At 45.2% G+C, this 22,129-nt stretch carries 17 protein-coding genes; 2 read left to right on the top strand and 15 right to left on the bottom strand.

Translation table 11 applies throughout. The features are described 5' to 3' along the window. Window positions 1-74: 74 nt before the first annotated feature. Window positions 75-503, top strand: coding sequence for a hypothetical protein (locus EA58_RS18145; protein ID WP_036756162.1), 429 nt, complete (start codon window positions 75-77; stop codon window positions 501-503). Between the two features lie 847 nt (window positions 504-1,350). Here EA58_RS18145 and EA58_RS18155 read toward each other — a convergent pair. The 6 genes from EA58_RS18155 to EA58_RS22070 all read right to left on the bottom strand — a co-directional run bounded on the left by EA58_RS18155 (window position 1,351) and on the right by EA58_RS22070 (window position 9,028). Beyond that, the gene (locus tag EA58_RS18155) at window positions 1,351-4,596 is read right to left on the bottom strand and encodes an ATP-binding protein (RefSeq protein WP_152548105.1); all 3,246 of its coding nucleotides are present in this window, start codon (window positions 4,594-4,596) and stop codon (window positions 1,351-1,353) included. A gap of 254 nt (window positions 4,597-4,850) precedes the next feature. Beyond that, window positions 4,851-5,144 carry a hypothetical protein gene (locus tag EA58_RS21135; RefSeq protein WP_051642201.1) on the bottom strand — a complete coding sequence of 98 codons (294 nt, stop codon included), beginning with the start codon at window positions 5,142-5,144 and terminating at the stop codon, window positions 4,851-4,853. Window positions 5,145-5,152: 8 nt separating this feature from the next. Further along, on the bottom strand, window positions 5,153-5,590 hold the full coding sequence (locus EA58_RS18160) for a hypothetical protein (RefSeq protein WP_036756166.1): 438 nt from the start codon (window positions 5,588-5,590) through the stop codon (window positions 5,153-5,155). A 726-nt stretch (window positions 5,591-6,316) separates the two neighbouring features. Further along, window positions 6,317-7,855 carry a methyl-accepting chemotaxis protein gene (locus EA58_RS18165; RefSeq protein ID WP_200872203.1) on the bottom strand — a complete coding sequence of 513 codons (1,539 nt, stop codon included), beginning with the start codon at window positions 7,853-7,855 and terminating at the stop codon, window positions 6,317-6,319. 461 nt (window positions 7,856-8,316) lie between these two features. Continuing rightward, on the bottom strand, window positions 8,317-8,859 hold the full coding sequence (locus EA58_RS18170) for a disulfide bond formation protein B (RefSeq protein WP_036756168.1): 543 nt from the start codon (window positions 8,857-8,859) through the stop codon (window positions 8,317-8,319). Between the two features lie 13 nt (window positions 8,860-8,872). Continuing rightward, entirely contained in the window at window positions 8,873-9,028 is a 156-nt protein-coding gene (locus EA58_RS22070; protein WP_036756364.1) for a DUF5993 family protein, read from the bottom strand. A 372-nt stretch (window positions 9,029-9,400) separates the two neighbouring features. On the opposite strand from EA58_RS22070, the gene EA58_RS18180 reads away from it, so the two are divergent. Beyond that, entirely contained in the window at window positions 9,401-10,351 is a 951-nt protein-coding gene (locus EA58_RS18180; protein WP_051642203.1) for a LysR family transcriptional regulator, read from the top strand. On the opposite strand, the gene EA58_RS18185 is transcribed toward EA58_RS18180, so the two are convergent. From EA58_RS18185 to EA58_RS18225, 9 genes are all read right to left on the bottom strand, one after another. Then, the gene (locus EA58_RS18185; protein ID WP_036756171.1) at window positions 10,333-11,871 is read right to left on the bottom strand and encodes an MFS transporter; all 1,539 of its coding nucleotides are present in this window, start codon (window positions 11,869-11,871) and stop codon (window positions 10,333-10,335) included. The genes EA58_RS18180 and EA58_RS18185 overlap by 19 nt on opposite strands. Before the next feature lie 30 nt (window positions 11,872-11,901). Beyond that, window positions 11,902-12,909: an HlyD family secretion protein gene (locus EA58_RS18190; protein WP_036756370.1), complete on the bottom strand. Its 1,008-nt coding sequence runs from the start codon at window positions 12,907-12,909 to the stop codon at window positions 11,902-11,904. 281 nt (window positions 12,910-13,190) lie between these two features. After that, complete coding sequence (locus EA58_RS18195) at window positions 13,191-13,631, bottom strand: hypothetical protein (RefSeq protein ID WP_036756174.1); 441 nt, start codon at window positions 13,629-13,631, stop codon at window positions 13,191-13,193. 39 nt (window positions 13,632-13,670) lie between these two features. Further along, complete coding sequence (locus EA58_RS18200; protein ID WP_036756176.1) at window positions 13,671-14,249, bottom strand: TerD family protein; 579 nt, start codon at window positions 14,247-14,249, stop codon at window positions 13,671-13,673. A gap of 25 nt (window positions 14,250-14,274) precedes the next feature. After that, on the bottom strand, window positions 14,275-14,850 hold the full coding sequence (locus tag EA58_RS18205) for a TerD family protein (RefSeq protein WP_036756179.1): 576 nt from the start codon (window positions 14,848-14,850) through the stop codon (window positions 14,275-14,277). A gap of 22 nt (window positions 14,851-14,872) precedes the next feature. Continuing rightward, window positions 14,873-16,042 (bottom strand): toxic anion resistance protein, encoded by a 1,170-nt coding sequence (locus EA58_RS18210; protein ID WP_081819742.1) that lies wholly within the window; start codon window positions 16,040-16,042, stop codon window positions 14,873-14,875. Next, a complete protein-coding gene (locus EA58_RS18215) occupies window positions 16,032-17,108 on the bottom strand; it encodes a toxic anion resistance protein (RefSeq protein ID WP_036756182.1) in 1,077 nt (358 codons plus the stop codon). Before EA58_RS18215 ends, EA58_RS18210 begins: the two co-directional genes overlap by 11 nt. A 222-nt stretch (window positions 17,109-17,330) precedes the next feature. Beyond that, window positions 17,331-17,678: a hypothetical protein gene (locus EA58_RS18220; protein WP_152548106.1), complete on the bottom strand. Its 348-nt coding sequence runs from the start codon at window positions 17,676-17,678 to the stop codon at window positions 17,331-17,333. Window positions 17,679-17,903: 225 nt separating this feature from the next. Further along, entirely contained in the window at window positions 17,904-22,052 is a 4,149-nt protein-coding gene (locus EA58_RS18225; protein ID WP_152548107.1) for a hypothetical protein, read from the bottom strand. Between the last annotated feature and the right edge of the window lie 77 nt (window positions 22,053-22,129).

Consider the following 22,129-nt stretch of genomic DNA (forward strand, 5'->3'; position numbering starts at 1 on the left):
CAACGGGAAAGGCGATAAACAAGTGAGCCATCTATACTTCTCACTGTTCAGAAGCAGAGCGATGAGGTGCAGTTATGCTGAGATTCATCGGAAAATCATATCGTTACCTTGTGCTGATGTTCATTGTCACTTTTTCCGCATTCAGCCTGGGTGCAACGGCTCAGTTACTCGACGGAAAAACCTTTACAGGGCCAACCGGCATTGTGGGTGAGTCGGCTGAAGAACAGGAAGTGCTCACCTTTAACAATGGCGAACTTTACTCCGAAAGTTGTGCGCCCTGGGGCTTCAAAAGCGGTATCTATACCCTCAAGCAACAAGGTGAGACGCTCTACTTTACCGCCACTACACTCAGCCCGGACAACGGTAAAATCGTCTGGCAGGGTAAAATCAAAGGTGATGTCATTGAAGCCACCTACATCTGGACGAAAGAGCGTTGGTGGTGGAAAGACGCCCGGCAGGAGAAATGGTTTAAAGGGACACTCAAAACAGATGGGGTGAACTGAATGATCGTGAACCTGAACTGAGAACATGGCAGGGACAGTGGCACTAAAATATCCATTGTCCCTGCCATTTTATTGCTAATTGTCATTTTTACCGCGGGCAACATAGCCCACAGCGTAAACCTCGTCCGCCTGATGATCCATGATTTCTGAGTGAATCCGCCATGAAACACTCACCGCTTCCCATGAGGAAAAATTGATGCCCTGTACATCTGAACGGATTTCCGAACGGATTCCCAGACGGATTCCCGCACTTTGACTCCCTTGAAGATGCATGCAGGCAAACGAAAGGATTACCAGAAATGGGGGAGATTGGCATTCAGGTTCATCGTGCCCAAGACACAGGTAACAAGGTTCAGGAAAGGCTGGCTGATTTAATCACCAGGACGATTCAGAAAAATTATGTTTGATTTCAAATCATGAGATGGATAAATACGTTTCATTGTTGTTCGTGTCTATGGCGCGTTTTGCGGGCACAAAACGTTTCCGGAAAATGCCTTGGGTTCTTTGGTGTTGGTCAGGCTGATTGGCTTGTGATGTGGTTTCTAGCTCATTATTGGACAGGAACCTGTTAGAGTGATTGCTCTGTTTGGCAACGTTCGGATAAGTTGAGGTAAGGAAAAGACGACTTGCTTGCTAGAAAACGCTTAGTTACTGAAGAAGTGACCAGTATAACGGATCAAGTCCAGCGGTCGGACTGGATTGGCTTGATACTCATTGGCCTTACCCCTCAGCTTACTGCCTCGAAAAGCAGTAAGCTGAGGGAAAAGGCCCATATTTGTTAAGTTTAAATTGCGCTAAGTCATACGCAGTCTGACAGACTGCCCTCTTAGGAAAAATAACCAATTCATTATGTTACTTTTGTATTGATTGAACCGTCAACGTTATTTTCTTCATCCAAGTAATAAGCTCCACGTATTTCTAATCTACCTTGGTACTCACCGCTATAGGAATGGCCACCGATAATATTTTTCTCGCCTAAAACAGTCCAAATTATCTTTAACTTTTGCTTTTGAAGAAATTCAATAAATGCTTTCTTCTTAACTAAAAGATAAGGCTTTGAGTCGTTGTAAACAGATGGTGAATAGCATACTACTTGGTGATTTTGATCGGTAAATTCAGCTACATTTTCGGAAGGGGTTAAGTTCATATTGTCATAAACAAATTTTGATGGTTTTAATATGCTAAATGACCCTTCAATTGAATTGTCAGTTCCTTTTTCCCAAGAATATTTACTTGATGTTAATGCTATATCACAAATGAAATTACCGTTATTTCTATCAGTAATTTTATAATGTTCAAGCCCACCATAATAGTAGTTATTAAAATACTTAAAAGCTGGTGACCAGTAATACTCGCGATCAAATACCTGATACCTATCAGACGTTTCAGGCATCCATCTCCCCATAAAGTCTTGTACAGTTGCCCAATCTATAAACTTTTGACTATCATCTTCCGCAACTAAATAGCTTTTGATGTGATACCACATCCTCTTATGTGGTTGCTTCCATTTGTCTTGCCCTAGTAATTTTGGTTCAGCCCATTCAGGATAGCTTTCAAGAACTAACCACTCGTTATTTTCTTCATCAATAACGTTGATTAAGCTTGATGTATTAGGTAAATCATCCGAGTTATTTACCCAATCTTTGTCGCTTAAACTCCAATTGTTATGTATTTCTTTTAACCACCAGTGTTTGGCTTGACTATCTTCATCTACCTCTTTGGTTTTCCGCAAAGGCATCGATGGGTCAATATCCCTAACGTAAGGTTGCCATGTACCCTCATATGGCTCATTCTCATTATCTTGCCAACCTCTATCTGACTTCATGACACAATTATCTGAGACTCTGGCTAAAATTTCATGTAACGCAATCCACTGGTATTTTTTACCTATTCGTTCATGTTTTGAGGTTCTTCCTCTTCCTGTACCAATATTTCTATCAAATCTTCCATGTATCTCTGAGTTATATCCGTACTTTGTAAAAATCCAATCTACTGCGATGTTACTCATTTCATCAGGATTAACTTGCCAAGAACTCAATGCGGATTGAAATGTATATCGCCCAAAATCACCATAACGACAAGTGCCTCGCCCGTACTCTGTTGTCATGGAGCTTAATATACTATTTTGAGAATATAAATAGTCTTTTTCTTTATCAAATTCCCCACCATATTTTGCGTCAAGCTCTTCATTTGATGGTGCTTCCGTAGGTAACTTACTTCTATAAGGTGGACGTACTTTTTCGATCTCTATACCAAAATCGCCAAATGTATAATACGTATATTCGATGACTCCACGCGCATAATCTCGCAGCAAAATATGTGGATATATTTCATCGTCTTCCGTATCAAAAATAGTTTTAAAAATATAATTTGATAATTCTTTAAGTTTACCTTTGTCCTTTGTTGTGAGAGCACAACCATAAGCTACAGCAAATAATCGCTCATAGACATACGGATCATTCACACTTTCAAATTCCTTAAGCAGCTCAATTAAAACATCAATATTGTCTTTTAATAAGCAGACCAATGCTTTGGTTGCTTCATCACGCAAAAGCCTGTTAGTGCTTGTGAACAGCCAAGTGATAGCTATCGATGATAGTTTTTTAGATTCATTTGAAATATGAGATTTATCACAATTGCTCCACGCCCAATCAATTAGACGTTTAATCGCGTTACTATCGAAATATTGATCCTTTAAATAAATCGTCCACCATCCATCTCTTTCAGCTAACGTTTTTCCAAATAAGTTTTTGTGTAAAAAATAACCATTAAAATAGTGTTCAGGGCTTGAACAAACAGAAATTATTGTTTCCCAAAATAGCTCTTCAGTTTCTTGATAAGCATGAACCTCGGAATTGATGTATTCGATCAGTTCTTCATTAACAGCTTCGATTTTTCTCCATAGCAAACTCTGTACAAAACTTTCTACTACTGGATATTCACTTTTTACATATGGAGCAAAATCAAAAAATTCTTTTCCCGTTAACTCTGGCAGTTGAATAGATAAAGCTTCAAGTAGGCCCTTATTTTGGTAGCACAACCTTTCATCTTTAAAAAGCTCATAAAAAACACCATTTTCTTGGAATTGACTTTCTATATCATTATGAGTATCAAGCAGATATTTTGCTGTCACGTGGTCTTCAAACCTTTCATACGAAAGATATATACCTTCTTGATATTCACCTTTATCAGCAATCCAAAATGCGTTTTTGGAAAATACACCTTCAGAAATTAAGCTGTCCAACAAGCCTGCTTTAATGCCAAATTTTTGGGATAGTTTGTTTAACTCAACAAAAGCATTTTCATATGAAACAAATCCAGTATTATTATTGGCTTTGTTTGAAATTATTACGTTTATTGCCTTTTCAACAATGTTGATATTTCTTGGGTAGTCAAATTTGTTCGGCTTAGATAGCCGCTGATTAACACTATTTACGAAGAATCCTATTATATCGCTGATCCCCTGTAGTCCCTCTGGAATTCGAGAGTAGCCTGCTTTACTTAAACCTTCGCAAAATAACAATAAGAAGAGCGGGTTTTGAAATTCTGGATGTAATAATGGTATTGAAGGTAACTCTATTCCAAAATTATTAAAAAATAACTTTGAAGCTTCATATTCATTACCTGAGAAACCATAGTGGGTACATCTATTAATAATATCCTTGGGTAACAATTCCTTTGGTACTAGTAACTCAGAATACGAAGAACGCACCGAAATAACTAGCCCAATCCACTGATATTTTTTAAGCTTTTGGATGAATCCTCTTATATGCTCAGGCCAAAAATACCTGCCTTTACCTTCATTGATAGCATCAATAAATATAACCAATCTCTGCCTACTTGCTTCTGCTTTTGCGTTTAAAGCACCGAAAAACTCTTTGAATGAACACCTTATATCTAGCTTTTTCTTTAGTTGCGTCCAAGGGTCTTCTTCTGTAACAAAATGCTGGCCTAATAAAAAAAGGCTATCTGCGCCTGATTCATTTCTTTTGGTTATGACATCAGCGAGCAAATGAGATTTACCCATCCCAGCATCGCCATCCAAAATTAAATAAGGGTTACTAGCTAACGCTACTGCTTTACTGTCTAACACACGCTTAGCATCATACAAAGCATGTTGTAATTCGTTTATAGTGTTTATATCTGAGCCGTATTTTTGGTATCGACTATGCAACTTAGATGGAGCATCTTTTAATTTTTCTTCTTCAGCTAAGTAAAAATCACATATTTCACTAGCAATGATATTAATTTCATCAATTAATGAAATTAACGGTTCAACCGATATTAGCTCAACACCCCCAAACTCAATGTCGTTGAACCGCTTTTCAATACTATCTAAGGCTACTACTAACCTTTTTTTTCACCGTTTGAAGTAGGTGCATTTGGTAGTAGTTTTTTCCCATTTATAAGTAGTAAATCGAGTGGTCGTTGTATTTTCGCTTTAAGCTCTTGACCTCTAGATATGCCGTTAAATACCTGAGCTATTCCTACGTCAACGTTTAAATTATCGTAAAAGTTAGGCGTGTATCTTTTTCCGAGATCTGATATAGATTGAAAAGTATTTTCCAAAAACCATTCATCGGTAAACTCCTCTTTGTTAAACCAAAAATAAGTTAAACCTTGGTTTTCTGTTTGACTCAATCTAGCTATTAAATCGGAACTCCACCAAGCAACTCTACCTTTAAGCCTTTATCTGACGCCCAGCCCTCCCACTTTTTAACTCGTTCATCCCATTTTTCGAGCATTGATTTCTGACCTGCAATTCTAGCGTCTGGTGGATCATTTGGGATTGCGATATAGAATTTATTAAGGTTTTGGTGCTTATCCAATACAGTTTTTACTGACTTATCCAATTGCGCCCATTGAGTCTCGTCAAGGCTTGACGTGAAAAATTTTGCCTGCCATGCCCACTCAGCACCATTATCCAAGATCCAAAAGCACTCTACACCAGCATCAGGCTTCCCCTTTCGAATAAACTTTTTTTTATTGGGAATGCTCTCATTTCGTGCCAGCTGGCACACAAGCTCTTCAAATCCTTCATTTTGCGAGTTATCTAATGCTCGAATGTTGTTCCAATTTATTGTCATTATTTTTATTCCATTTTTCGGCGATAGTAATGATCAATGGGAGTGGATTAAATTGTTAACTTAATAATAATCACGTAGCATTTTAAATAGTGACAAGATTGACAATTTAATAATGATCGTTAATCTACATTTCGTTTCTATATATTGACAAATTGATAGTTGAATCAATAACTCTAAATCACTGGAATTATACTAATCACGATATGGTAGTATATTGATAATGTAGAACTGTTTTACTTATTTCTTCTACACTTTGATATATGATACAAATCACAAGTTTCTGCAAGTGGAAGGCTCATTTCAGTTAGTAACATTCATTGAGGTAATAGCTACCGCACGCAGATTTCTTCCAAATCCACGTTTTTTTACCAGCCTTAGCGCTATCGACAACCACTAAATCACGGCTTAGCTTCCCAATTTATCGTCATTACAATAAGTATGTCAAAGTTGGAGTGAGAACATGTGATAGAGCAACAACTCTATCTGTGTTTGGGGCAAAAATGAGTTTCATCTTTACGCCGCCCCTCAAAGAACCCTGAAGTGCCGCGTCTACTCCAAGCAAAACCGCAACTTACACCACACTCAAACAGGAAAATGCCCCCCCAACGCCGAAACATGGGAAATGGACAAGATTAAAATCTCAGTACATCCAGAGACAGGACAAAGAAAGAAGATGATCAGAAAGGAAACGCCGCGGAGCAGGACGCATCCGCGGCTGGAGCCGGGTTATCGGGTGAGTTTAAACGCACCCACCAGACGATCAAGCGTCTGAGCCAATGCAGCCAGTTCCTGGCTGCTTTTCTCCAGTTCGGTGCTGGCGTCCAGTCCGGCCTGAACGGCTTGGTTGACGGTATCCATGTTGACGTTGATTTCATTCGCTACGCTGGACTGCTGCTCGGTTGCGGTGGCGACCTGCGTGTTCATGTCCAGAATGGCGACTACCTGACGGGAAATCTCTTCCAGAGCGGTCAGGGCGTTTTCAGTGGCCTTGGTGCCGTCTTCCGTCAGGGACTTGCTGCTTTCCATCGCATCTACGGCATTTTTGGCTTCATGCTGAAGCTGGTCAATCATGCGTTGAATTTCATCTGTGGATTGCGACGTTTTGGTAGCCAGATTTCGGACTTCATCTGCAACCACCGCAAAACCACGACCGGCTTCACCGGCGCGGGCTGCTTCAATGGCCGCATTCAGGGCCAGCAGGTTGGTCTGCTCTGAAATACCGCGGATGACTTCCAGAATGGAGCCAATCGACTGTGTTTTGTCGGCCAGTGTGGCAATCACCACCGACATGTTATTCATTTCTTCCGCCAGATGATTGATGGTATTGGTTGCTGTTTGCAGCGTCTGACGGCCAGCCTGAGTCTGGCTGTTTGCCGAACCGGCCGATTCTGCCGCGCCGGCAGCATTATTGGAGATCTCGTTGATGGTCGCGATCATTTCATTCATCGAGGTGACCACCAGCAGGGTTTGCTCACTCTGCTCCTGACCGCGGGACAACGCATGCACCGATTGTTCGCGCAGAGACGATGCCGTGCTTCCCAGCCCAACACCGGTATTGACCACCTGCACCATAATGCTGTTAATTTTGCCAACAAAGGTATTAAAGGCGGCAGAGATATTGGCGATTTCATCATTGCCTTTCACAGGCAGGCGAACTGTCAGGTTACCATCGCCTTGAGAAATATCTTCCAGCGCCTGCTGTAAGCCGGTCAGCGGCTGGAACAGTCGACCAAGCACCCACATCAGTACCGCAGTACACACAACAAAAATCAGCACAATGGCAGATAACTGAGCATAGGTAATTTCTTTGGCGGCGTTATCCACTTCTGTGATTGGAATCCCCACATCAAATGCGCCGTATAATTTTCCGTTTACATAAACCGGCGTCATGAGGTCGTACACCCAGACTTTCTGCACATCCGCATACCATTTCGAGTGCTTCGGCTTTCCCTGAGTGGCTCCCTCAAGAGTGTATGTGTCCCTTTTCTCATACACCTTATTCAACTTCTCGAGATCACTGTGCACCACAGCCGTCATATTGGTATCAATCACCACAGCATAGGTAATATCTGTGCGCAGTGTCAGTGACGAAACAAGAGACTGTAGGTCGACTAAGGGTTGATCAGACGAATGCAGCACATACTCCACCTGCTTCGCCAGCAATTCGGCCTGAGCCTGCGACCGCTTCAGAATGATACTGTCTATTTCCTGATGGGAGATATAGGAAGTTGCTGTGATACTTGCTATCGCCGCGATAGCAAACATCGCGCAGACAACCATGACGATGATTTTTTTCATTTTGATAAACCCTGACGCCAAAAAGACTCAAATTAGAATTTCATTAAAGTGGCCTGCATCATCACTACTGCCTGCGAGCCGATACATCAGAAAAGCGGCGGTCTGGGCAGCAACGATAAACCAATAAGTTACTCAATTTGAGCAAAAAGCTTATGCATCGATCCACTTATTTAATTGTCAGCTTGCATTATTTGAAGTGATTGCACAGTTTCACCACAAATTATTCCAATAAGGAATCAATCTGTATCAAAAAGTCATCACCGCACTGGGGTTCTATTCGCTGAGAAATCGCAATCTGTTTTCAACACAAAGGTGAAAAATGACCGGGAAGTCACCTCTTTCAGTCGCGATCTGCTGAAAGTGAGAAGCCATAAAGGAAAAACAGACAGAAAAGACAAACAGGCTCCTGGTGTCGCAGCCCGATGCCATTATGCACCCAATAACCAATAGCTCACCGGATTGTCCGGACATTGATAAGGGCCACATTCAACAAAAGTACCCAGCGCATTCAGCGCCACCGTCACGATCGCCAACAGACAGACCCAGCGTCCAAACGGGCTCATACGGTCGTTTCTCTGCCGCCACTCTTCGTTCCACATCATCAGCAGGACTGCAACAGCAACGATGGTGGCAACAAAAATCACAAATGCCCAGGTGTAATAATGCATGCCCAGAAACGGACTCCCGTATCCCGGCGTCCCCGGAATCACATGAAGAGAGACCTGACGTAGTGATGTCGCCGCACCAAACAGGGCACCAACCAGCACAATGCCGTAGTGACGCTGTGTGGTGCCATAGATCACATTCAGCATGAAGCCGAACATCACCATGACAAAGCCAATCCGCTGTAATAAACATAACGGACACGGCAATTCATTCAACGCCAACTGAAATACAAATCCCATCAGTAATACTGCGGTAATCCCGAGCAAACCGAGTGTATTGATCAGTGTGATTTGCTTTGTATTCATCACGCCCCCTTAATTACAGCAGAATACTGAGCGTATCTGTTGCATGATGGTGAAACCAGTAAAGCCCAAGAACAACAGAGGCAGCAAAAAATGTATAACTCAGCATTTTTTTGTTTCTGTATGCCCCTATCATCGCAATCAGCAGGAGCAGAAAAAGTAAACTCATCATCGGCACGGCCCTTTCATCAATCACACAATTCATCAAATGGATTCATTCAATCATTTTCTTTCATGGTCTTCGTGAATATGAGCATAGCATGCACCCCAGTGACTATTGGCGACCTCACCGCGATTCAAAGCCATTGCTACCTTTCGAACAAGACGGAAGGTGTCACAAGCCAGGAAAATGAACGTTCAATATTGATGGGTACACAACGATGCTCCAGCTGCTGTATTCCCTTTCAGCATCAGACGCAACATCATTGCAATACCATATCTTCGAGCAGCAAAGAAACTTATACTCTTCAATGTGTACTCATAAGTACCATTTTGATATGACAAAAATAACAAAACTGCTGGTATAGGCATATCGAGGGGAAACATGTCATCCATAAAACTGGATTCGTTACAGCTATTTCAACATGTTGTGGAACAGGGCGGCATCACCCAGACTGCGGATTTTCTGGCGATGCCAAAATCCAGCGTCAGCCGGAAAGTAAAGGCACTGGAAGAGCAATTCAACGTTCAGCTCATCAGCCGAAGTGCCCGATATTTTACCCTCACTGAAGCCGGCGAAATTTTTTATGAACATAGCCGGGAAATCCTCACACAGCTCAAGGTGCTGGAACAGGAAATGGCGGACCATCGTCAGGAGATAGCTGGTAAAATCAGCATACTTTGTGTCTCCCCGCTGCTCAAATGCTTTGGTGAAATTCTGCGGGATTTTTGCCGTCAGTATCCCGACGTTGAACTGGCATTTCATGCTCAGGAAGTGGTGCAACGCAATATTCCCAAACGCCGGTTTGACCTGCTGATCCAATTGGATAAACCTGTCACCAGCAACCTGATCGGCAAAACGATTGGTCAAATGTACGCCGACTACTATGCAAGCCCGGAATATCTTGCCGAACATGGTACGCCGACTGATCCGGAAACGCTGATCAACCATCGACTGATTTTCCGTGAACTGTCGCAGGATCAACCAAAGCAATGGTGGTTCCAAAACCCTTTACGTTCTGTGGATCTTGGCAGTGCCAACATCACGGTCGTCGATTCGTCAGACATGGCGCTGACCCTCGCCAGACAAGGTTTTGGGGTCGCAATACTTCCGGATATTCAGGCCATGTCTGCCCTGGACACCCAGGAACTGGTTTCCTTATTTGAACAACAGCACCGGCACTGTTTGCCCGTAAATCTGATTTATCATAACCGTGAACATATTCCGCGCCGGGTCCGGTTACTGATTGACTTCCTGGCTAAGCATTTCGCTGAAGCCGCTGCAAAATACCAGCTGCAGCCAGAGTCATTGGCTGATCAGCAAGACGTTGATTGATGCCTCGCAACCAGTTTTTTCCCGATGATCATGACCGGTGCCAGCAACAGAATCGCAATCACGAAAGACAGAAATGTGTTGCTGAGCGCCAGCGTTGAAGCTTCCAGTTTCAGCGTCTGGCTGAGCTGTCCCGCACTCAGCGGTCCGGAAGGCAGGTATCCCTGAGTCAGTGCCAGATGCTGCACCGCCAGCGTATATTGCTCAACCGCCTGTCCGCCGTTATCCAGAGTCCGGGTAAGCTCAGTCATCGACTCGTAACGGGTGACCTGCATGATACGGGCAAAAATTGCAGACCCCGCCAGTCCACCCAGTGTCCGGAAGATATAAAACACACTGATCCCTTCCGGACGATGCTCAGGCTTAAAATGAGCCAGCATCGCAATGGTCACCGACACATTAAGCAAACCGACGCCCAGCCCCCGTAAACAAAGCGGAAACAGCAGTTCATCCGGGCCAGCATAGCTTGGTAAATGACTGAACATGACGACCGAGCCGATAATCATCAGGACGCCAATCGGCGTGATCACATCGCGCGGGAACCGATGCTGGTTTGCGGCCACAACACTGAGCAGCATCCCGGCAAGCATGGCCAGGAACGACGGCAGCTGGATCAGTCCCGCATTTTCATGACTGTAATGCATCACATGAGAAAGAAAGTTTGCCACCAGAGCCCCGCTGGCCATCACGCCAAATCCGGCCAAAAAACCGTTATACATAAAGACGTTATTGTGCAGATTCGTCAGTAACTTCCGGTTCAGGGTATGACCAGAGCGCTGCCCGGCCTGCATCAGAACCAGTGCTCCCAGAGCCAGCATGGCCGTCACCCCGGTCATCCACCGGAAACGCGGATGATCAAACCAGTTGTAATAACTGCCCCGCATCAGTAAATAGGCAATCAGTACCAGACAACCGGTCATCAGCAGGTAAGGCAGCATATTCGACTTCCGATCACGCTGCGGCTGTCTGATATCCGTCACCCACTCGGCCATCAACTGCGCGGTCAGCAGCATGCCCGCGAGAAGATAAGACAGAAACTGCCAGGCAGTTTCCTCCGCCAGCCAGGACAGCAGCCATGGATAGACCCCCATCGGTAACAAAGTCGAACACAATAGGACCAAAGCCGTTAGCACTGTCATCGTCCGGTAATGACATCTGGCCAGTATCAGCAGATTCAGACTAATCAAAATCAGGCTGGCACTGGCGCCCAGTACCAGCCAGGCGCCTGCATGTAAAAGTGGGGCATGATCAGTCACCGCAATCACCAGATGGGAAGCTGCACCTATCATCAGTGCCCTGCGCAGCGCCACATTGATTCTGCACCTGCGCAAGATCAGAGGCGCCAGCAACAGCATCACCAGTTGCGTCATCATGAACCCGATATCGAGGTGGCTCATCTCATCCGGTGAAAGGCCATTGGTGACGGCCATATGCGTTGACATCGCCCTGAACATCGCTGAAGTCAGACCCACCGGTAACATGGTGATGACCGCCAGTAAGGCCAGAGAAAACGAACGATTCATACTCGAGCTCCTTCCGTAAATCTGTCTGGATTACCGGATGATCCGGACACTGGCAATGGCTGAAAGACCCGGGTATATCCGGCCCTGCAGGTGATCTGGCAAATTCAGTCTGATTTTCACCGGCACCCGCTGAACAACCTTCACAAAGTTTCCGGTGGCATTCTGTGGCGGCAGCAGACTGAACTGCGCCCCTGTCGCCGGTGTCACGGAATCGACAACCCCCTGAAGCGGCTTGTCCGGGAACATATCCAGCACAACATTGACGGTCTGACCAACAACAACATGCGCTAACTGCGTTTCTTTGAAATTAGCCTCCAGCCATACCTCACTCGGTACCAGCGTCACGACACCCATTCCCGGCTGAACAAATTTTCCGGTTTGAACCTGGCGATTGGCGATATATCCGTCTACGGGGGCTTTCACAATGGTGCGATTCAGAGCAATGGTATTCAGCGCCAGCTTGGACTCTGCCTGCAGACGCTGCGCCTTCAGTTGCTCACGCTCCGCCGACAGGGTATCCAATTGTTTCTTAGTGGCTTCTAAAACAAGGTATGCATTTTTCAGTTTCACCTCGGCTTCAATTGCTTTGGTGTTCTGATTATCAAACGCAGTCTGACTGATTGATGATGAGCGTAGTAGTTTACTGAACCGCTCCCTTTCAGATTGCTGCAACGCTGCATTAGCCTTCGCCCCTTGAATCGCAGCAGTTGCCTGCTCAATACTGACCTGTTGTAACCTGATCCGTGACGCATTATTGTTCAGCGCAGATTTGGCAACGTCGATAGCAGCTTTGGCGATATTCACATTGGCCTGGTAATCCTGGCTATCGATTGCAAATAATGGATCACCGGCCTGAACCCATTGATTATCTTCAATGAACAATTCAACCACACTCCCGCTCACTTCCGGAGAGACGACAGTAATATCTGCCTTCACATAGGCATTATCTGTGGTGACATAATCCTGCTCTTCCCAGTATTTCCATCCGCCCAGTAATAGCATTGTGACCGCGGTCAGGACAATTAAGGTTTTTTTCATCATCGTAGATACTTCTTCTGACTGACAGATATAGAAAATGTACAGAGTCGTACGATCATGAGCGAGTAAATAAACTGGAATCTTACTGGCCGGAAAATGGAACAACCGACGTTCATTCACCCTGTATGAATACAATAGGAATCGCTAGTCACTCAATTCATCGTTTCATGCACGTGAAAGTTCAGATGACCTGAAAGGTATGCAAAGCGTGGTATTTCAGCAGGAGTGAATCCTTGGAAGGCTTCCATTTCCTTCCAACGGATTCGTTTTATCGGACAGGATTAAAGATTCAGAAGACCGAATGAATCGTAGAGCGCCACAACAAAGAAGATTAAAGCGCAATGAATCACTAACATGCCGATGGAGATACCAAAGACCCCCCAGCCAGATTGAAGCTGATAGGTTTCTGATGCCTGGATATCTTCTTTCGATGGAAAGTTATCTTTCGTGTACTGATAAGCCGCAATCGTAAAGAGAATCGGTATAATACCGCCCGGAAAATTTTCGGGCAGCAGCACGACGACAAACGTGCTTAAAACCACCAGTAAACAACCGATGCTGGCAATTTTTTTGGCTTTTTTCTGGTCATCTGCCCCCTCGAAATTCTTTTTCAGAAGATAGATTGCGGCCAGCGGTCCCCCCAAAAAAGTACCCGCAGCAACTTGACCCGGTGAATATAAACTTCGCATTTCAGTCCTCACAAATCTTAAGAAAAAAGCCATGAATACATTCATGGCTTTTGAATCAGAAACGTCAGTTTCTTACAAAGACCCGCAAATGGTCGGGAGCATGTCGTTCACATGGGTGCCCTGAACCGGCACACCTTTCGCAGAGAAATGCCATTCCCCGCCCTGACGAGACAGCAGTGCAATATAAATCCCTGTGTGCTTACCCTGCTCCGACAGCGTGAAACGACAGACTTCCGTTTGGGTCTGATCCATCACGCGGCAATAAGCATTCTCGACTTTGCTGAAAGGCTGACCACGGAAGCTGTTCACCGTCAGCGCCATGTAGGTGACATTATTCGGCAGTTTTTCCAGATTGATTTTAATCTGCTCATCATCGCCGTCCCCTTCACCAGTTCGGTTATCGCCCTGATGCAGCACGCTTTTACACTTCGATTTCAGCTTCTGGTAACTGACGACATCCAGCACTTCACCGGTGTCATCCAGCAGCACGCAGGATGCATCCAGATCGATATCACCATCACCAAAAATTGCACTGAGAAAACCCGTCGATTTCACCGGGCTCCAGCCCAGTCCCAGAGTTAGTTTTTTCAGCTCGACGGTCGCTGACTTGGTCAGGGAAATCGTGCTGTTTTTCTCTAAGTTAATTGCCATAACGCGGTATGTCCTGGTCGGTGAATTATTGGTAACCGTTCACAAAATCAACCAGACCCAGCTGGTAACCTGCACCCACAGCTTTAAAGTTCCACTGACCGTTTTCTTTAAACAGTGAGCCGAACTGAACAGACGTTTCGCTGCCGAAGTCATTGCCCAGGTTAAACTGTGCGATCAGCTGACCGGAGTCTTCGTTGTACAGTTTGATGTAGCTGTTACGAACCATACCGAAGTTATGGTTACGCGCAGGTGCATCATGAATGGTCACAATCAGAGAAATTTCATCGGCTTCCGGCGACATGCTGGTCAGGTTAATTTTGATGATTTCATCATCACCATCGCCATTACCGGTACGGTTATCACCGGTGTGAACAACAGCACCTTGCGGGCACTTCAGATTGTTATAAAACACGAAGTGGCCGTCAGAAATCAGTTTTGGCTCACCCTGTGCGTTATGGCGACAGATGAAAGCAGAAGAATCGATATCGAACGGTGATGCATTGGTCACCGGATCCCAGCCTAAGCCCAGACGAAGATTCACCAGACCTGGTTCTGCTTTCTGCAGGTTAATGGTGTTCCCTTTCTCTAAATTAATAGCCATAGTTTTAATTCTCTATTGATGATTATTGGGACAGAACAGACAGTAATTCTGTTTTCATGGATTCCATTTTCTGGCTGGCAGCCTGACGCTGTCTTGCGCCTTCCTGCTCAATCGTGACCACATCCTGCAGCGTGCTGATCAGGGTGGTTTGAACATGCTCAAGGGTTTCGATATCCACTACAGAGCGCTGGTTGCTTCGTGCGACATCCAGCGTGTTCTGGCGAAGCATATCGGCGTTCTTCCGGATCAGATCATTGGTGGTGTCATCGATCTTGTTACTGAGCTGAACCGCTTTCTTCTGCTCCAGCATGGTGATCGCCAGGGTAAATTGCTTCTTCCAGGCCGGAATGGTGAGCGTTTTGATGTTGTCGAATTTCTCAACCAGCGTCAGGTTATTGGTCTGCACCATGCGGATCATCGGCGCCGTTTGCAGCGCGAGCATTTGCAGTGATTTCAGATCGTGTACGCGTTTCTCGACCCGGGCAGCAATATCTTTCAGATCACTCACCTGCTGGGCCAGGAACGGAGACGTCGCCGCTTCTTCAGCCAGTCCTTCAATTTTCTGCTGAATCAGATACAACTTGGCTTCGCCGAACACGATACTGGAAGACAGTTCTTTGTATTCATTCATATTGTGGATAAAGACATTATCCAGCTGATGTGCGCGCTCACGCAGGTTGGACTGCTGTTTATCAATTTCTTTTACCAGCCGCTCAAGCTGTGTATTCACAGAGTTAAACTGCGCCAGAATTTTTTCTTTGGTGTTTTTCACCTTCGCAACCAGCTTCGAGAAGAAACTGTTCTCGCCCATCAGGGCTTCAATATTCACGCCCTTCGCCAGACCAATCACCTCATTCAGGTTCCCGGCCATGTGCTCCAGATCTTTACACTTCACGTGTTTGAGCATGTCATCGGAATAACTGCTGATCTTCTGGGCAGAAGCTTCCCCCAGTGTCGCAACACCATTGGGGCTATAGACATCCATTTGAGACAACTGGCTGACTAAAGTGGTACTTAACGCTCGGGTATCAATCTGACATTGTTCCAGTTCAGACTGATAGTGTCCCATCGCCTGCTCGACAGCAGCCTGAATAACGGCCTGCTCCAGCGCAACAGGGGCTTGTTGGACTTCCGCAGGTTGAACTACGGGTGCAGGGGTTGCAGTTTTTACAAAAACAGGTTTAAACGTCATTTTTACTCAGCTCCATGATACTGGCGAATAACTTTTCCTGAACATCGTTGAGTTCGTAATACAGAGAGACTTCACTTTTCTCATGAAGCGCAATGGCAGTTAAAAACTGCTGTTTCCACACCTGAATAATGTTGGTGCGAATTTCTTCTATCCGGCTGAAACCATTCACCAGATTAGAGGAATAAAGCTTGAGCTGAGGTAAAGTCATCAGCAAAGACTGACGCAGTACCTGCAGGTTTGAAACTTTCCGTTCCCAACGGGCAATCGCCTCTTTTTGGGTTGAAAGCTTATCGGCGGCAAAAGGATCAGACGACCGGTTTCCAGATGCTTCTGCATTCAGCTCAGCGGTAAAAGCTGTCAGCTTCACCCGGGCTGCCAGAATTCTCAGCTCCAGTTCCTGATAGATGGACTGTACTTCTGACATTCGCGCTTCAAATTCAGATAACGTCGATTTCATGGACGTCAGATCCTGAAAAACAGTGTCAATTTTTGCGTCTATCTGATCACAGGCAAAATCAAACTCATGTTTCACGAATTCGATCTTTCCTTTTTTCGTTCGCATCAGGGTGGCGATCCGACTGGTCACCTTTTTGGGATTGAATATGGAAATATCAATACTTTTCGCAATATCAATCACGGATGAACCTAAATCGGTTAATTGGTCCACTTTTCCCAGTTTGGCGTAATCCGACAGTTCACCCTGAACATTCTGAAAACGCTTCGAAAGATGGTTGCAAAATTCGATCTGATCGGTCGTGCTTTCAATATTGATTTCATCTGAGTAAGTACGCACTTTCAGATAATCATTATTTGAAATCTCAGTTTCTGCACTTCGCTCAGCATCGACGGTTTGTTTCCATGCTGAAGGAATATCAATATCGCCGTTCACAGACTTCACCTGATGAGAGAAAAGAACGCCCGGTGAACGATTCACTTTCGTCTCTTGATGAACAGCAGCCGGAGTGGTTTCCCCCTCAGGTTTCGCCCGCTCAACAGAAGAGAAATCTTTGATCTTCGACTTATTTTCTTGATTGGCTTGTGCAGCACTATGAAACGTTTTTACCATTCGATCACTCTGCTCTAACATGGCCCGAAAGCCTGCGACGATAAAGCACTAACATTGTTGAATCGATCGTATTACTCATTGTTTTTCAAGACAACTTTGATTGTGCAAGTTCAGCCTGTCATTTTCACTATTTCGCCTGTGAAAATGACAGGTGATTCATCAATGATTCATTTTTAGAGGTTGATTCAACATTTCCGAATTTCATTTAATATTTGAAAACACTCATGAATCATATTGTTCAGAAGACGATGCATCCTGTTGAAATGAATTTTCTTTTACGAAAGCCAAATAAATAAACAGAATCAATCCTGGTGCACCCTTCAAGACCACATCTAAAATCATACTGCCGAACGCAACGATAAAAAATGTCACAGCGGTATGCCCAATATTTTTCCAGCGGGCCAGATGAATTGAGAGGTGCAAATACAATGAAACCAGAATAACCGCCAGATGAGCATCCATCATAAAATGGCCCATTCCAAACAGGTTCAACATGATAGGTAAATCGACAATTCCAGCCATGATCACAAAGCCAAATCGCCGAAGCTGATGACTTTTGAACAGCAGCATATCCACCAGACTAAAGGCTTTATTACTTTGGATCTTTTCCAGATATAACAATGTTGCTTCCTCTTCATGGCTGGCCTGAATTTCAATATCAGCACGAAAACTAGATTTTCAAATGCAAATAAAAATACACAAGTACAGGTCACTGCTGTGACAGTGACCTGAATAACATCGCTCCGCTGTAACTTCGATAATGCAACTTCAAGATAGCTTTCATTTGAAGCGTGTTTATGGGGTCGCGTTTTGTTTCCGGCTCGCAAAGCGACGATGGCCTTCCTTACGAAATACCCAGCTGATCAGGCGATCCCACCAGTTCAATCGACGACTCATGATGAAGTAACAACACACGTCTTCCTGTTGATTAAAACCGAAAAAGATTTGATGCCCCTGATATTTATCATGCACTGCAATCAGTGCAGATTCAGAATGATCTTCAGATTGATAGACGCGGAATGGCGTATCTTTCGACACCTGTTGCCAACTTTGGTCGGGCTCAGCCAAAACTTTATCCATGGTGGCTTTATCACCAACAAGTACCGTCTGAGATTTCAGATAACGTTCAAGCCACAAATAAGAGGCATTACAGCCATGTCGCCATTGTTTCACCGAGTCCAGTTGCCCGACAGCCAAACCAACCACCTGATCCTGTTCTCGATAAACAGAAACAGGGACAGGCGCATCACCCAGTAAATAAGGCAGAACCACAGCCTCGTTTTCACGGGCCGGATCAACAACCGTCATTTCTCCCTTACCCATCGGCATTGGCGGAAGCGTTTCCCGCAAGACATCATCGTTGTTCAGGAATGCTTCCAGCTCAGGCAGCCGGGTGCGTCTCGCTTGTACAGACTCGACGACATGGAAGGTTTTACGCAGCAAGACCTGCTGATTCTCAGCCATAATCTCAATGTCATAACGGCCGGGGCGGCAGAGCTGTTTCGTCGCCAGATACCACCCGAAGAAACATTCGGTATTCGCCTTGATTTGATGCACTCCGAGCACGGGTTTCCCATGATCTTCCGGGTGACTCACTTTCAGTATCACTTGAATTTTATCCGGGTAGGCCAGACCGTCCATTTCCGGTCGGTAAGCAAGTTTCATCCCGAAAATCTGTCCCATGGCCAGTTCAACCATTCGGGACTTACTTTCCAACACCAGATAATCAGCAATATTGGGAACGCCTTTCGCGTCTGGATTTTCCCGTTGAAATAATTCAAGTTGCTCATTTTCAGGGAAGTAAATGCCTTCATCGACCAAGTCCAGCAGCGTGCCATAAATCCGGTTACGGTACTGCCCCTCACGAATCCGGCTGACTAAATCACGAACCTGCGCGGCGTCATCCTCCGAGAATCGTTCCACCAGTGGCATCTGACCATCCAATACCGACAGCGATTTCAGTAACTTCAGCTTATGGTGCTCGCTGAGTCCTCGAATCGAGCTGAATAAGTCATGCTGTTCCGTCAGATAACGAATCGCAGTATATAAATCATGTTCGATAAAATACGCCAGCAGTCTTTCCAGTGTCATTCCAGCCTCACACAGCAGCTGCGCAAAGCCGGTTTCGCTGACTTGGCTGGGGTCATAGCAATCATGCAACGCTTGATCAGACAGTGCTGCGCACAAGGTCAGAACATGTTCACGCAATGCCGGACTCGTATGCCACAATAAAGAACTCAGATCCACTTCCGTGAACCTTTCTTGGAATGACTCAACCTGATACAAACGAAGTTTGTCCAGCGCTTCTTCCAGGCTTGTTTGTCCGGTAAAAAAAGCCAGAATTTCATCTTCCAATGGTTTCAGAACGGCAGCTTCGTCGTCCGGTAGTTCCACCTCTTGCTCAACCAGATATAAAAAAATCTTCTCACTAATCTGCTTGCGAATCTCATCCATTAGTGCGGTATCAAAATATTCATACCACCGAAGTGATGGGTATTGTTCGACCAGCATCTTAAAGAACTTCTGCTTGTCCTCTTTTGTCAGATAACTGACGACTGAATGGATCTTCTGAGATTGATCCGGAGCCTGTTTTTCTGAGGCATAGCGCTCGCCATACTTTTCCAGAAGGGGTTTCGCGTCTTCTTCTTCCGACTGAATCAGGGTCGTCATCAGGATCACAGTTTCCTGAATTTCACCAATCTCTTCTCCAACGAGTGCCCGTAAATGATGAATGATTGCAGCCACATCCGCACCGACAGGGAACTGCTCTGCAATCACATTCGCCACCTGCGCCGGTGCGATTTCAATCCAAAGTGATAAAAACCTGCGGCTGCTCTCCCCGATTTTTGTTTGCGTTTTCGCCAGTTGATGTGCCGCACTCAGCCAAAATTCAGCCCCATTACTCCTTTCTAAATAACCGTGGCAAAACGTCTCTTCATCCGCATCCTGGATCTGCTCCAAAATGGTCTGCAGCGCTTTGACAGATTCCTCTCTGCTGACATTGTTTCGGACCTGAAGATAGTCTTCAAGCACGACAAACGCCTGTTCCTGGGTCTCTGTTATCGGTTGTTCAAAATGCTCCAGGTCTGCTTCGTCATCACTTCCGTAGAGCGTGCATTCAATGTGATCCAGCGCCACTTCGTTTGTGCACCAAGCACGCAAGTGAGCCAACATCCCCTTCCCAAGTTCTTGCTCCAGAAGCGTTTTACTCAGAGAAAAAAGGAGATGGTGTTTGTCGAGATCGTCATGAATGTGGTAAAGCCCGGCGAGCAATGCCATCCCAGCTGACTGATGTTTCGGGTCTTGAATAATTTGCGTCAGAAAGGATTTTGCCTGCTCCAGATGGGCCTCGAGCAACTGATGGCAGAAATGAAACGAGGAACCAAGCTTGCCACTGTCAGATTTAAATTCTTGAAATCCCCCCAAAAAGAAAGACGTCCAATCACACCCGTATCGTGAATAGAAATCTTCAGCAGGCATCAGCCCAATTTTTCCAAGCACAGTAAACACCATATCATCGGAAAAAGGGGCCTGATTTTTCAGCCTGTAAATCACATCCAGCAATCGAATGCACTTGTGCCGGTTACATTCGACTTCATCAGCCGTCACGACACCTTTCATAAACCAGTCACTGCTTAACCCAAGTAAGAAATTCACAGGTAAACAATGATCTAACTCTTCCTGTCGTATTGAAAACCGAACTAATTGCCGATGCAGCCTGTACTTTCCTGCAAGCGCCAGACTGAGGATATCGCAAGGTTCGACCTGCTCAAGAACAGACGCGTTTTCTCCTGATTCAACGTAACGCCACAATGCATTCCCCTGAGGCAACGCACCTGTGATGAAATCCTGCCAGGCAGCAACACACCGTCCGATTTCGAAATCGTCTTCGTCATCTTCGTCATCATCGTCTGCTTCGTCTCCGTCTGCTTCGTCATCAGCATCGTCGACTTCAGTGTCTGTGAATAACGCATCAGACCCGAGCGATGCTGGAATCACCGCTTTGATCTCAGTTGCAAGCTGCTCGGCAGACATATGCTCAAGGAATGGCAAATCCAACGACTCTACCTCTGACATGTCATTGAAAATGGCCTGATCATCAGGATGAATGATCGTCAGTGCGAACTGTCGGGCAAGATCGAACACACACGGCTCACTGGCGGCAGGAAAAACATAAGCTTGCGCCTGAAAGCGCTGCGCTAGCTGGCTCAGAAACAGGGCAATCATCTCCGGCTCTTTCCGGAACACGTCAACCAGATTGACATGCTGTCGAAAATCAACCTGAATCAGATTGTGATTCGGCCCTTTCAGGTCACATTGTGAGAACATGCGCCCGCGGGCGATATCATTGTCACAGTAACAAAACGCTTTCATCAGATGTTCGCTGTAACCATGATGAGCCACCAGCAATGCTGGTAAGTTCAGCGCATAAGCGGCAAACGTTTCATCCCAGTCAGCAACCAGAGATCCTGCCAATAAATACGCATATTCCGGATAGGTAAAGCCAATCTGATACAAAGGCACAACGCCGAAAACTTCAGTCTCATTGAGACGCATCGATTCCGGATGATTCAGCTTCCGCGAAGTGAGGCGAATCATATCGCCAGCTTTGTATAACGCTTCTTTCAGGTCTGCATTCAAACAGGCAAATAAAAAGAAGATATCTTCTGAATTCAGTAAATTCGCCAGATGATCTCTGTGTTGCCAGGCATCAATCGACTTCAGTGCCAGAGTCGCTTTCGTCAGCGGCTGATAAAGACTATCTTTCAGCGCTTCATTAATATCCACTTCAGGTTGAAAACAGACAGAACGAAACGAATCTTCACAGACATCGTCACGGATAAGTAATTCACAATACTGGCTCAGTGCCTGCTGCATAGAAGCGGATTGGTACGGGTGGTACTGAATAATATATCGGTTATCGGATTGTTTTTTATTTGGCATGATTGTGTGATCAGACAATGAACGGATGAAATCTTCTGGCGACCAATTCAGTCTGCGTATTTAAACCAGGTGCTATG

It is taken from the genome of Photobacterium galatheae (assembly GCF_000695255.1).
Classification (GTDB): Bacteria; Pseudomonadota; Gammaproteobacteria; order Enterobacterales; family Vibrionaceae; genus Photobacterium; species Photobacterium galatheae.